General features: G+C 66.6%; 13 protein-coding genes. 3 read left to right on the top strand and 10 right to left on the bottom strand.

Going from position 1 to position 12,834, the window contains the following annotated elements; all coding sequences use genetic code 11:
* From IEX33_RS18880 to IEX33_RS18900, 5 genes are all read right to left on the bottom strand, one after another.
* The coding region (locus tag IEX33_RS18880) for an amino acid permease (RefSeq protein ID WP_188732418.1) at positions 1–359 on the bottom strand (359 nt) is incomplete at its 3' end.
* 33 nt (positions 360–392) lie between these two features.
* Positions 393–1,832, bottom strand: a complete 1,440-nt coding sequence (locus tag IEX33_RS18885; RefSeq protein ID WP_188732419.1) for an aspartate ammonia-lyase — start codon at positions 1,830–1,832, stop codon at positions 393–395.
* A 6-nt stretch (positions 1,833–1,838) separates the two neighbouring features.
* Positions 1,839–2,909 (bottom strand): asparaginase, encoded by a 1,071-nt coding sequence (locus tag IEX33_RS18890; protein ID WP_188732420.1) that lies wholly within the window; start codon positions 2,907–2,909, stop codon positions 1,839–1,841.
* A gap of 26 nt (positions 2,910–2,935) precedes the next feature.
* Positions 2,936–3,637, bottom strand: coding sequence for a FadR/GntR family transcriptional regulator (locus IEX33_RS18895; RefSeq protein ID WP_188732421.1), 702 nt, complete (start codon positions 3,635–3,637; stop codon positions 2,936–2,938).
* A 130-nt stretch (positions 3,638–3,767) separates the two neighbouring features.
* Positions 3,768–5,324 carry an alanine/glycine:cation symporter family protein gene (locus IEX33_RS18900; protein ID WP_188732422.1) on the bottom strand — a complete coding sequence of 519 codons (1,557 nt, stop codon included), beginning with the start codon at positions 5,322–5,324 and terminating at the stop codon, positions 3,768–3,770.
* A 346-nt stretch (positions 5,325–5,670) separates the two neighbouring features.
* On the opposite strand from IEX33_RS18900, the gene IEX33_RS18905 reads away from it, so the two are divergent.
* Both IEX33_RS18905 and IEX33_RS18910 read left to right on the top strand, forming a co-directional pair.
* Entirely contained in the window at positions 5,671–5,934 is a 264-nt protein-coding gene (locus IEX33_RS18905) for a helix-turn-helix transcriptional regulator (RefSeq protein WP_188732423.1), read from the top strand.
* Positions 5,931–7,178 (top strand): type II toxin-antitoxin system HipA family toxin, encoded by a 1,248-nt coding sequence (locus tag IEX33_RS18910; RefSeq protein ID WP_188732424.1) that lies wholly within the window; start codon positions 5,931–5,933, stop codon positions 7,176–7,178. The genes IEX33_RS18905 and IEX33_RS18910 overlap by 4 nt, the downstream gene beginning before the upstream one ends.
* On the opposite strand, the gene IEX33_RS18915 is transcribed toward IEX33_RS18910, so the two are convergent.
* The 3 genes from IEX33_RS18915 to IEX33_RS18925 form a co-directional block, all read right to left on the bottom strand.
* A complete protein-coding gene (locus IEX33_RS18915) occupies positions 7,175–8,134 on the bottom strand; it encodes a prenyltransferase/squalene oxidase repeat-containing protein (RefSeq protein WP_188732425.1) in 960 nt (319 codons plus the stop codon). The two genes, IEX33_RS18910 and IEX33_RS18915, sit on opposite strands and share 4 nt — an antisense overlap.
* Before the next feature lie 15 nt (positions 8,135–8,149).
* Positions 8,150–8,767, bottom strand: a complete 618-nt coding sequence (locus IEX33_RS18920) for a uracil-DNA glycosylase family protein (RefSeq protein ID WP_104189932.1) — start codon at positions 8,765–8,767, stop codon at positions 8,150–8,152.
* A gap of 163 nt (positions 8,768–8,930) precedes the next feature.
* Complete coding sequence (locus tag IEX33_RS18925) at positions 8,931–10,343, bottom strand: HNH endonuclease (RefSeq protein ID WP_188732426.1); 1,413 nt, start codon at positions 10,341–10,343, stop codon at positions 8,931–8,933.
* Positions 10,344–10,449: 106 nt separating this feature from the next.
* Here IEX33_RS18925 and IEX33_RS18930 point away from each other — a divergent pair, with 106 nt between their 5' ends.
* Positions 10,450–10,956: a hypothetical protein gene (locus tag IEX33_RS18930; protein ID WP_188732427.1), complete on the top strand. Its 507-nt coding sequence runs from the start codon at positions 10,450–10,452 to the stop codon at positions 10,954–10,956.
* A 14-nt stretch (positions 10,957–10,970) separates the two neighbouring features.
* Here IEX33_RS18930 and IEX33_RS18935 read toward each other — a convergent pair whose 3' ends face one another.
* Both IEX33_RS18935 and IEX33_RS18940 read right to left on the bottom strand, forming a co-directional pair.
* Positions 10,971–12,434 (bottom strand): amidohydrolase, encoded by a 1,464-nt coding sequence (locus IEX33_RS18935; protein WP_188732428.1) that lies wholly within the window; start codon positions 12,432–12,434, stop codon positions 10,971–10,973.
* A complete protein-coding gene (locus IEX33_RS18940) occupies positions 12,431–12,814 on the bottom strand; it encodes an RNA-binding S4 domain-containing protein (RefSeq protein WP_104189934.1) in 384 nt (127 codons plus the stop codon). Before IEX33_RS18940 ends, IEX33_RS18935 begins: the two co-directional genes overlap by 4 nt.
* Between the last annotated feature and the right edge of the window lie 20 nt (positions 12,815–12,834).

Genomic DNA, 12,834 nt, shown 5'->3' on the forward strand with positions numbered 1-12,834 from the left:
ATCCAGTAGAACCAGCCGGAGACGAACGCGGCTTTTTCGCCGAAGAATTCGCGGGCGTAGGAGACGAAGGAGCCTGAGGAGGGCCGGTGGAGGACCAGTTCGCCCAGGGCGCGGAGGATGAGGAACGCGAAGAACCCGCAGACGGCGTAGGCGATGACCAGGGACGGGCCTGCGGCGTTGAGCCGGCCGCCGGCGCCGAGGAACAGGCCGGTACCGATCGCGCCGCCGATCGCGATCATTTGGATCTGCCGGGGCTTCAAATTCTTGTGGTAGCCCTGGTCCTCGGCATGCAACGCCGACTCAGAAGCATGGGCATGACCACCGTCGATCACGTGGTCAGGGAGCGTGGGATTAGACATGGGGGTCCTAGGGGTATCCGTTGGCATGGGGGATTACTTGCTCAGGTTGGCGAGGCGCTCAGGGCTGAGGAGTTCCTGGAGCTGTGTGTTGGTGAGGAGTCCGTGTTCCAGGACGAGTTCGGCCACGCCCTTGCCGGTTGCCAGTGCTTCCTTGGCGATGGCGGTGGCGGTGGCGTAGCCCAGATGGGGATTGAGGGCTGTGACCAGGCCGATTGACTGCTCCACTGTGCGGCGCAGGTGCTCGGTGTTCGCGGTGATGCCCCGGATGCAGCGCGCCGTCAGGGTGCGGCAGGCGGCTTCCAGGTGGGAGATGCTCTTGTGGAGGCTGTGGACGATGACCGGCTCGAACGCGTTCAGCTGGAGCTGCCCGGCTTCGGCCGCCATGGTGATGGTGACGTCGTTGCCGATGACCTCGTAGGCCACCTGGCTGACCACTTCCGGGATCACCGGGTTGATCTTGCCGGGCATGATGGACGAGCCGGACTGGACAGCCGGCAGGTTGATTTCGCCGAAGCCGGCGCGCGGTCCGGAGGAGAGCAGGCGCAGGTCGTTGCAGATCTTGGAGAGCTTCACGGCCACCCGCTTGAGCACGCCGGACAGGTGCACGAAGGCGCCAACGTCCTGGGTCGCTTCGATCAGGTCCGGCGCGGTCACCAGCGGCAGGCCGGTCACTTCGGCGAGGTGCCGGCAGGCAGCTTCCGCATAGCCTGCGGGGGCGTTCAGGCCGGTGCCGATGGCGGTGGCGCCGAGGTTGATCTCGTGGATGAGCAGATCTGCTTCAGCCAGGCGGAGCCGGTCCTCGCCGATGGTGATGGCGTAGCTGCCGAACTCCTGCCCCAGCGTCATGGGCACCGCGTCCTGCAGCTGCGTGCGGCCCATCTTCACCACCGTGCGGAATTCCAGCGCCTTAGCTGCGCAGGCTTCCTCCAGTTCGGCCAGGGCATCCAGCAGTTCCCGCGCGGCGAAGATGGTGCCCAGCTTCACCGCGGTGGGGTAGACATCGTTGGTGGACTGGCTGAGGTTCACATGGTCGTTGGGGTGCAGGCGGGCGTAGTCGCCTTTGGGGTGGCCAAGGATTTCGAGGGCGCGGTTGGCAATGACCTCGTTGGCGTTCATGTTCGACGACGTCCCGGCACCGCCCTGGATGACGTCCACCACGAACTGGTCGGCGAGCTTGCCGTTGAGCACGTCCTGGCAGGCCTGCTCAATGGCGTCCGAGCGTTCCGCGTCCAGCAGGCCCAGTTCCCGGTTGGTGCGGGCGGCGGCCAGCTTGACCGCAGCGAGGCCGCGGACCAGGTGCATGTTGGAGGACAGCTTCTGGCCGGTGATGGGGAAGTTCTCCACGGCCCGGAGCGTATGCACACCCCAGTAGGCCACGGCGGGGATGTCGCGGTCGCCGAGCAGGTCGTGCTCGGACCGGGTGTGCGCAGGTGTGGTTGCAGCTGCGGAGGCGGGGGTATCGATGATGGTCATGTGTCCTTACAGGGCTTCGTTGACGGGTGCGGACGGGAAAGTGTGGGTCAGGAAATCCGTGGCCTGCAGCAGGCCCACGTGATGGCCGCCGCCCAGGACGGGCGCCGTTCCAATGCCGGCGAGCGGGGCGGTGTCCACGCCCAGCGCCTCCAGCAGCTTGACGGTGGCGGGCATCCGGGCGCGGTCGCCGCCGTCGGAAATCTTCACGGCTGCCGAGCGGCCGTCCGCAAGGCCCACCAGCTGGACGCCTTCAAAGCCGTCCTTCGCCACCGCGCCCGGGAGCAGGCGCATCAGCTCGGTGACGTCACGGCCTTCCCCGGCCACCATGTCCGGGTGCTGCTGCATGGCGAGGCCGACGGCGGCTTCCGCGCCCAGCTGGGCCGGCCCGTCGTCGTCGTTCCTGCCGCTGCTGTCCGCGGCGGCGCGGGCGATCGCACCGAAGGCGCGGGCCATGCCCGGCAGGGTCAGGGCATACAGGGGAGTGCCGCAGCCGTCGGTGCTGAGGGCGAGGGGTTCTTCGCCGGTGAGCTCGGTGACGGTCGTGGCCACGAGCCGCTGCAGCGGGTGCGAGGGATCCAGGTAGCCCTTGACCGGCCAGCCGTTGATAGCGCAGGTGGCCGCCATGGCGGCATGCTTGCCAGAGCAGTTCTGGGTGAGCTGGGTGGAACGGCCCCCGTTGCGCAGCCACTCCTCCCGTTCGCCCGGGCCGTAGGGGAGGTCCCTGCTGTTCTCGAAATCGCTGACACTGAGCCCGTGCAGTTCCAGGATCCGCAGGGCTCCCTGGCGGTGCTTTGCGCTGCCGGAGTGGCTTGCGGCAGCCAGGGCGAGGAGCTCCGTGGGAAGTTCGAGCCCGGCCCGGACCATGGCCACGGCCTGCAGCGGCTTGAGCGAGGAGCGGGGGTAGAACGGTGCAAGCGGATCACCTGCGGCTGCCACTGTGGTGCCGTCAGCGTCCAGCGCGATGGCTGATCCGTAGTGGATGCTTTCCACCATTCCGTCGCGGGTGGCAGCGACCAGGGGTGTGTGCTGCGGGAGGGCGGCAGCACTGAGTGCAGGTGAAAGGGCAGGGGAAAGCATGGATTCCTTGGCTGGATTTGGCGGGGCTATGTATTGAGGATGGAATCGAGGGCCAGGCCCACGGCCTGCAGGTGGTGGGCCATCGCGGCGCGTGCATCCTCGGCGGAGCCTGCCTCGATGGCGGCGAGGATGTCCTGGTGTTCGATGTCCGAGGCGTGCTGCCTGTCCGCCACCATGTTCAGGGTTTCGGACTGGTGGGCCAGGGCGCCGCGGATGTCCGCCACCACGCTGGCGAACACCCTGTTGCCGCTGGCCCGGGCGATGGCTGCATGGAAACTGGAATCCAGGGCAACCCAGGATTCGGGATCGGTTTCGGTGCGCATGGCGGCCACGAGGTGGCGGAGTGTTTCCAGCTCCCCGTCACTGCGCCGCTCCGCGGCCAGGCCGGCTGCGGGAACCTCGATGTGGGGGCGGGCTTCCGTGAGGTCCCGTGCTGAGTACTGGCCGAGGGAGAGGTCGTTGGCCACCTTGTCCGCCACGACGAACGTGCCTTTGCCGGTTTTGGTGACGGTCAGCCCCAGGGCCGTGCAGGAGCGGAGGGCCTCGCGGATCACCGAGCGGCTCACCCCGTACTGCTGGGACAGCGTGGACTCGGAGCTGAGCTTGCTGCCAACGGGAACGGCACCTGACTCGATGTCCTGCCGGATCGCATTGAAGACCGCTTCGGCGGCACTGAGCCGCGCGAGGGGTGCAGGCTGTCCTGCTGTCCGGCTGTCTGACAGGTTCACGCTTTAAATATGGCAGGCGTCACACGCGGTGTCAATGCGGATCAACGCAAAAGGGAGGTTGGCGCCGTGACGGCGCCAACCTCCCTGGCCTCCGGGTGGAGGGAAGAAGCCCTCTACTGATGCTCCAGTGCTAGGAGCGGGGGCTCTCCACCTCGTCAATCTCAGCGCCCAGCTTGTGAAGGTCGCCGCGTTTCCGCTCCGCAAGATAGGCCTTCATCTCGCGCTTGATCACCGGCAGCAACATGTAGACGCCCAGCAAGTTAATGAATGCGCAAATGAACAGGGCAGCATCGGCGAAGTTCAGCACCTGTCCGAACGTCAGGACGGTTCCAACAACGGTGAAGAACAGGAAGACGAACTTGTAGGAAATTTCAGAGGCCTTGCTGCGACCGAACAGGTACTCCCATGCCTTCAGGCCGTAGTAGGACCAGGTGATCAGGGTGGAGAAGGCGAACAGCGCCACAGCTACGGCCAGGACCACGGGGAACCAGGGCAGGACTGTGGCGAAGGCGTCGGACGTGAGGATGACGCCGTCGGGTGCGCCCTCCCCGGCCTGCACCTGGTCGATGCCTGCCTGCAGACTCGGTGCACCTGCGATAACAATTGCAAGGGCGGTCATGGTGCAGATGATGACTGTGTCAACGAGGGGTTCAAACATGGCAACGAAGCCTTCACTGACAGGGCGGCGGGTCTTCACGGTTGAGTGCGCGATGGCAGCAGATCCCAAGCCTGCCTCATTGGAGAACGCTGCGCGCTGGAAGCCGACAATCATGACGCCCACGAGGCCGCCGGCCATGCCCGACGGGTTGAAGGCGCCGGTAATGATGGCGTTGAACGCGGCCGGAACCTGGCCGATGTTCACGAAGATCACGAAGAGGCAGGCAAGCACGTAGACGGCTGCCATCGCCGGAACGAGTTTGCTGGTGGTGGCGCCGATGGATTTCATCCCGCCGAGGATTACGGCGGCGACCAGTGCCGCGAGGATGAGGCCAAAGATCAGGGCCGCTCCGGCACTGCCGAGGAAACCTTCGTCACCGCCGGTGACGTTCCGCATCTGGGCGAACGTCTGGTTGGCCTGGAACATGTTTCCACCGGCCACCGCGAAGATGAGGATGGAAACGGCGAAGATTCCGGTGAGGATCTTCACCGGCCATTTGCCGAACTTATGGAAGGCGACGGGCAGGTACTTGAACGGCCCGCCCGTTACCGTGCCGTCCTCATGGATTTGGCGGTACTTGACGCCGAGCGTGCACTCAGCGAATTTCGAAGCCATGCCCAGCAGGCCGGCCAGGATCATCCAGAAAGTGGCGCCGGGTCCGCCAAGTGCCATGGCGGCGCCCACGCCAGCGATGTTTCCCAGGCCGACAGTGCCGGACAAGGCGGAGGTCAGTGCATGGAAGTGCGGCACCTCGCCGGGATCGTGGTGGGCGGAGTACCTTCCGCGCACCACTTCGTAGGACACCTTGAGGCCGCGGAACTGGATCAGGCCCAAGTAGATGCTGATGATGACACCGGCGGCGATGAGCCAGGCCACCACAGCCGGGAAGCTGACATCGCCAATCGTGATGGGGAAGAAGACGATCGTCGAAAATACCTCAGCGACCGGGCGGAACACCGCATCGATCGCTTCTTCTATTGATGCGAGCCAGCCGACGTCGTCCGTCACGGCCATAGGAATTGATTGCATTGGTTCCATACTCTTTTCGTTGAGGGCCTGCGTTCTGCCCGCCTCTGTTTCAGGACAACCGAAGATGCTGCCTGACCCCCCGCACGGATGTGAGCTGCGACATATGCGACCCAACTTATGTCAACTGGGCTGAAAACTCGACCTTGGGCTTGCCGGACTAATCTGCTATGGAACGCGCCTGCGCGCTGACGGGGCTGCGCCGGAGGGCGCCGGATTTGGAGTCGGCGGGGAGTCCCTGCTGCGACATCGGTAGGTTCGTGCCGATTCCCCACTAGTCATTGGTCCTTGGCCGTCGTTACACTTGCCATTAAGCATGAAACGGCACGATCGTACCTAGGGGAGTCCTATGGCCCAGGGCTTTGCAGCGGTGCTGGCAGGCGAAGTGCGCGCCCGCCGCGCAGTCCTCCGCCTGACGCAGCACGATCTCGCCCAGCTGGCCGGCGTCTCCGAGCGCTTTGTCCGCTTCGTCGAGCAGGGCAAGCCGAGCGTCCAGCTGGATTCCCTGGTCGCCGTCCTTGAAACACTGGGCCTGGAACTGAAGGTCGCCGCACGGACCAGCCAGGCGGCCCGCGCGGCCGGGCAGCCGGCTGAGAACAGCCCTGAACAATGAGGCACCGCATCGCGGACATCTACAAAGTGGGCGTTCTGGCAGCACGGTTGGAGCGGCACGATGGCGGTACCCGCTTCAGCTACCTGCCCGCCTACTTCCAAGCGGCCGGGCCCGCCGTCGCGACTTCCCTGCCGCTCAGCCGCGAACCGGTGCTGTCCGCCGCGGGGGCCGCGCCGCCCTATTTCACCGGGCTGCTGCCTGAGGGCCGCCGGCTTAATGCGCTGCGGCGTTCCATCAAGACCAGCGCTGATGACGACCTGTCCCTGCTCATCGCCGCCGGCGCGAATCCTGTGGGCGACGTTCAGATCGTGGGCCACGGGGAGCCGTTGGACCCGGATGATCATGCGGTCCGGCTCGATCCGAAAAAGCCGGTGGACTTCGACCAGCTGCTGGGGGACCCCGACCTGATTGACCCGGTGGCCCTGGCCGGCGTGCAGGACAAGCTCTCCGCCGGCATGATCTCGGTTCCTGTGACCGGTACCGGGCGGCAATTCATCCTTAAGCTCAACGCTCCAGAATTTCCTCATGTGGTGGAGAACGAGCTGGTGATGTTCCGTTACGCGGCCAAGCTCAGGATCCCGCTGGGCAAGGTCAGGTTGATCCGGGACGTTGCCGGCAGGCCCGGGTTGCTGGTTGAGCGTTTCGACCGGGTTCCCACGGGCGCGGGCCAGCCGGGCAGGGTGCAGCGGCTGGCGGTCGAGGACGGGGCGCAGGTGCTGAAGCTTTATCCGGCGGACAAGTACAACGTGGGCTACGGGCAGGTCTGCCATGCGTTGGCGGACCACTGTGCTGCGCCCCTTCCTGCCCTGAGGAACCTTGCCATCCAGGGAGCCTATGCATGGCTTGCCGGCAACGGTGACCTGCACGCCAAGAACGTGTCCATGGTCCAGCAACCGTCCGGGGAGTGGACCATCGCGCCGGTCTACGACATTCCCTCCACAGTGGTCTACGGCGACAAGACGCTTGCGCTGGCCATGGACGGCAAACGGACCGGCGTCTCACGCCGCCATTTCGTGGGCTGGGCCACGGGACTCGGGCTGACGGAGCGCGCGGCCGCCCAGGTGGTGGAGATTGCCCTGAAAGCGGCGGGTCCGCTGCTGGCGGACCTGGAGTCCGGGACCGCCTTCGGCGGTCTGGGCGGGTCCGGGCAAAGGACGGACGACGGCGGCTCTCCCTTCCCGGACATGGTCACCAGGGCATGGGTCAAGGAGTTGAAGCACCGGCGGCGGCTGCTTGAGGGCTAAGCCGGTTCAGTGGCCGGTCCCTTCTGGTGGCCCCCGTACCACTTGAGGACCCGGAGTGCGCGGAGGGTGTTCCACCGGCTGGGTTGCCCGTCGCCGTCCTCCAGCGCGAAGTGCACCTTGCCGGGGTGGGTGTTTTCCAGCAGCCATGAGCCGTCCGGCTGCTGCCTTGAGCGGACTGCCTCTGCGGCTTCTTCCAGCCGTTCGTCGGGCGAGCCGACGGCGGAGCGGAAGTAGTCCAGCCCGCGGAGTACGTCGTAGAACCAGCGGGTGGGGTAGGAGAACTGCAGCCATTCAGGATTGACCTCCGCTCCCGTGCTGTTCCGCCGGTGCAGCCTCCGTTCCAGCAGGTATTCTTCGCCGCGGTGGCGGGCCTCCCGTGATGAGCCGGTCCCGCCGGTGGCCTGTTCGTACTCCAGCAGTCCTTCCAGCACGCAGATGGTGGTGTGGAACGAAGAACGGACGGATCCCCGTTCTGCTTCGCAGTTCCACCCGCCGTCGGGAAGCTGTTCACTGATCAGCCGCTCCACCACAGTGTCAACGCTTTCTCCGAAGTAGGCGCCCAGCCCCACCACCATGCCGTTGATGCAGGGCTCTGTTTCGCCGTCGAAGAAAGGCTGGTTGCCTTCCTCCCAGCGGCTGTTGTCCCTCACCAGGCTGACCGCCCGCCGGGCTTCCCGGCTGGCAGGGTTCAGGCCGAAATCACGCAGGAGCAGAAGGGTGTAGGTGGTTGCGGTCCAAGGCTGGCCGTGGGGGTCGTCGTCATGGTCCGGCCAGTAGGTGCCGCCGTCCCATTGCCCGTCTGCTCCCTGCAGCGCAAGAAGGCGGGCGCCCCAGCCGCTGGTGGCAACCAGGTTCCGTTCAGCAATCACTGTCTCAGGTGCCGCGCCGGTCAGGTAGCGCAGGACCTGCCAGCGGAGGGCTGGATCGGACTCGAGCAGCCAAGCGATGACATCCATGCCTTGGACGGAATATTAGAGGTGCTGGATTCCTGCCCTTTGCATGGCGTCCTTGTAGATGTCCACGTTCTTGGCCAGGAGCTCTTCCTGCTTCGCTTCCGAGACGGCGAAGGCCCGGCCTCCGAGCGCGGTGGCCTTGTACACCTTGATGCCGCTGTTCTTCAGCGACTGGTGGTAGGTCTTCTCGAAGAGGGTGAGGAAAGTGGAAGCGTCGGTGCCGTGGGCGATGACCGCGGACACCCGGGAGTTGATCTTCAGGAACTGCCGGAAAGGTCGGAGGCCGTCAGTTTTCTCCTGCACGTTCAGGGCGGACGGCATATCGGCATCGCGGACCCAGGGGTAGGCGTGCCACGGCATCACGTAGCGGGGATCAAGTTCGGCCAACTCGTAGATCTGGGTGGCGCGGCGGGCGGCTTCATCGTCGTTGTAGTGCGAGACAAAGCCGGACACGGTGCCCTTGCCGGGGCTGACCTGCAGGCTGACGATCCGGCACTCATCCTCGTCGTGCACAGGGTCGATATAAGGGACGACAGACCCTGGCTTCTTCTCCATCAGTTCATCGCAAAGCTGGGTGACCTTCGCAATGTTCGGTTCCTGTAGCAGGGCCTTTTTCTCGTCCCAATCAATCGTCACGATTTCTCCCTCAGCAGCAAGGCGTCCAGAATCAGGCGTCTTAGGCCACTCTACGCTTCCACGCTGATGGGTGGGCAGGTGAAGTTCTCTCTCCCTTCTGTTGGATCGGCAGTTGGGTCAGCTGGAACCCGGGCAGCCGATACTCCCGAAGCGGCTTCTGTCCTCAGGCCGCGAGGGAATGCCGGAGGCGCGCGCATTTGCGTGCTTTGGCCTGCCGCAGGTGCTTTGGGCGTTTTTCACGGCGGCGGGACGGAGTACCCGTGCCGGGTGGTGGTGGTGCGGTGGAGTGGTAGGTGTGGCCGGTGGGGGTTTGGAGTTCCACCGTGTGTCGGGGGCCTGGGAGTGTGCGGGCTGTCCAGCCGGGTGTTTCTTTGGTGTGGTTGCAGGCTTCGCAGAGGCCTTGGCCGTTGTGACTGGTGGTGGGCCCGTCCTGGTGCCAGGGGATGATGTGGTCGTGGTGCCGGATGGGCGCATCACAGTAGGGGGTGCGGCAGGTGTCGTCGCGGACCTGAAGGAACCGGCGGAGCCCGGGAGGGAAGATCCGGGCTTTCGAATCCATGGCGAGGAGTTCGCCGGTGCCGGGGGTTGTGTAGAGCCGGCGGAGCCACGTGGTGGGCTCCGCGGTGTCAGTTTCTTCTCCGAGGACTGTTTGTCGTGCCCAGTGGGCGGGGACGATGCCGTAGCCTGCGAGCCGTGCGGGTTCGCTGTCGCCCTGGAAGAGGGTGCGGTCGGTCATGACCAGCTGGACTTCGATGCTGCTGACCCCTCCGGGGGTGCCGGTGATGTTTTCGACGAGCTGGTCGGCCATGACCGCACCCCTGGAGCGTTCATCACCGTTTGATCGGGCGGTGTCGGCGTGGCGGGTCAGGGCAGCGTAAACGGCGACGCCCTGCGCGACCGGCAGCAGGGCGGTCAGGCGGGCCATGGTGTCCGGCGCCGGGCGAAGCGTCACGGTCCGGTCGTTCACCGCATGACTGGCGCGTTTGGCCACCGAGTGCGGGTCGCGCCGGTACGCGGCAGCCCGGACCGCGGCAATGATGGCCCGGTCCCCGGCCCCTGCCAGGGTGCCGGCGTCGGCGGCGAGTTCCTCGTCCACCGCACACCGGTCTTCGGCGGACAGGCACGCTGTCTCCCTCACGATCAGGGTGGCGCGCCATTCGTTCAGCTCCCCGGACTCCAGGGCGGCCAGGGCGCGGGGCATCTCGGTGCCGAGGGCTTTGGCCAGGCCCAGGAGCCGGCCGCTGCGGGCCGGGGACTCCCGCCGCGCCAACGCGATTTCAGCTCCCACACCGGCGCCCTGTTCCTTGGCCGGGACACCGGCAGCGGCCTGCTCCCGCCGCTGGGATAGATCAAAAGCCACAGCGATCCGGGCCTGTTTCGCAGCCGCCAGGGACTTCAGATCCTCAAGCTCTCGCAACTGGTCAATCATCCCGGGGCCGTCAGCCGCAACCGGAACCGAAGACAAGGAGCGCGAGACGTCAGCCACGGACAGGACTCCAGAAACCGGTGGCACCCCGGGGCTTCCCGCCACCTGCGCTGTTGGCAGTGCCTCTGACAGCCCCTGAACCGCTTCCATAAGCAAAGTCTTCCAGCACGGTCTGACAATGACCCGCTGCCAAGGGCGGTATGTGGATAAGCCGGGATAAGCCAAGTGGCCGTCACGCGTGCTGTTGAATGAGGGAATGCAGTTCACCAGAAAGGGCCTGAAAGCCGAGGGGTTCGCGGGCTTCCGTCCCGTCGGGTCGCTCGAGGCCATGCGGATCCCGCAGGGTACAGGCGTCTTCGCCGTCCTGGCGCCGGAAGGGTTCCAGCCCCGCTTCCTGAAGAAGAGCACCGCGGGCGTCTTCAAGAAGAAGGACCCGTCGCTGCCCGGGCCCGCCCTCGCCGCCGAATGGGTGGACGCCGCCGTCGTCCTTTACCTGGGCAAGGCAGGTCCCGGCAGCAAGGGCAACCGCGGCCTCCGGCGGCAGGTCCAGGAGTTCCTGGACTTCGGGCAGGGCAAGCCGCCGGGGCACTGGGACGGCCGGCTGGTCTGGCAGCTCGCGGACGCGGACCAGCTGCTGATCGCCTGGAAGGAACTGCCGGCGGAACACCTCACCAAGGCAGAAGCGGACTACCACACGGCCTTCGTTGAGGAACACGGAAGGCTCCCGTTTGCCAACCTCGTGAGGGCACGCACCAAGGCGTGAGCCCGCAGCCGGACCTACGCCAGGCCGCCGTCGTACGTAAAACGCCCGGCGACCAGCGTGGCAGCCACCGGCATCGCAGCGAACACGTCGGTCGGCGCTGCAATGGAATCCTCGTCAAGAAGTACCAGGTCGGCAGGATCACCCACGCGCACCCGCGAACGCCCCCGGCTCGAAGCCAGCAGCGCCTGCCGGCGGGTAATGGCTTCCTGGGGATGCCACGGCCCGCGCCCGTCATCGCGGGCCCGCACAGTGGCCGCCGCCATGGCAGCCCAAGGATCGAGCGGAGCCACGGGTGCATCCGAGCCCAGCAGCAGCGATGCCCCGGCGTCGAGCAGGGAGCGCAGCGGGAAGGCGCGGTCAGTCCGCCCGGGCCAGTTGGTCTCCGCGGCATCGCGGTCATCCAGGGCATGGACAGGCTGGACGCTGGCCAGCACCCCCAATGAACCGAAACGCGCCAGGTCCTCCCGGCGGACAAACTGCGCGTGCTCGATCCGCCCGCCAACCCCGGCCCGTGCGAAAGCGTCGAGGGCCACCTGGTTGGCCGCATCCCCGATTGCATGGACGGCGGGAAGGAATCCGGTGGCCCTTGCCCGCTCCAGCAGCGCCAGGAGCTCCTCCGGCTCCACCGTCAGGAGCCCGTGCCCGCCAAAGGGGTAGGGATCCACGCAATAGGCGGTGCGGGTGTTCAACGCCCCATCAATAAGCACCTTGAGCGGCCCCACCCGCAGCAGCCCCTTGCCGCCGTCGACCTCCTGCCCGGTCCTCATGCCCAGGGCCGCAGCGCGCTCAAGGTCGGCAGGGTAGACACCGGCGTCCACCCGGAAGGCATCGAAGCCGCCGGCAATGCGCCGAAGCCACGGGTCCCGGTTCCATGTCATCTCGAAATCCACCACGCCCACCACGCCGCGGGCAGCAGCCGCCCTGGCGGCTCCGGCCACCCAGGCATCCACCACGGCGTCGGGCAGGCGGCCCAGCTCCCGGGTCAGTGCAAAGGCAGGGTCCTCGCGCAGCAGCCCGGAGGCGTCCACCTGAACCGCGTAACGCCTGGCCGCAGCGGTATTGAGCCACACGCTGTGCAGGTCGTGGCTGACCAGTGCGGTGGGCCGGCTGCCGGTTGCCTCATCCAGCAGCGCCAGGGAGGGCGTGTCCGGCCACAGGGCGTCACGGAAGCCGACGCCAACGGCGGTCACCGACGGATCGGCGCCGGGCATCGAAGAACGTACGACGGCGGCCGCATCCTGGGCGCTGACGGCACCGGAGAGATCAATGCGGTTCGCATGCAGCGCCCACTGGGTCATGTGGACGTGCTCGTCCCACAGCCCTGGAATCAGGCAGCGTCCGCCTGCGTCGATGACGTGCGCGGCACCCGGGGCCTCACTACCTGCGCCGAGCCGGCTTACACAGCCGTCACTGATGTGCACGCTGTACAGTGCGGCGCCCCCGGGTATCCGCACGTTGGCAAGGACCAGGCCCGTCACGCCGAACCGCGGAGCCGTTCCATCTCGCGGCGGTCCTTCTTGGTGGGCCGGCCGGCACCCCGGTCGCGCTGCGGCAGGCCAAGCGCGGGGGCGATCGGGCGCGGCGGCGTGTGGTCGGTGAAACAGTGCGAAGCCGGTTCAGCCCCGACGCGCTTGTTGATCAGCCGGCGCACCTCGAGGATGCGCTCGTAGCCTGACATCCGAACGGTGACCGTGTCGCCGGTGACCAGCGTCGCGGATGCCTTGGCCGGGCTGCCGTTGAGCCGGATGTGGCCCGCCCGGCAGGCAGCAGTAGCCGCGGAGCGGGTTTTGTAGGCGCGCACGGCCCACAACCACGCGTCGATGCGGACACTGGCGGGGGAGGAAGGAAGGCTGGTCATGGCTGGCACCGAGTATAGCC

The sequence above is a fragment of the Pseudarthrobacter scleromae genome (assembly GCF_014644515.1).
Taxonomy (GTDB): domain Bacteria; phylum Actinomycetota; class Actinomycetes; order Actinomycetales; family Micrococcaceae; genus Arthrobacter; species Arthrobacter scleromae.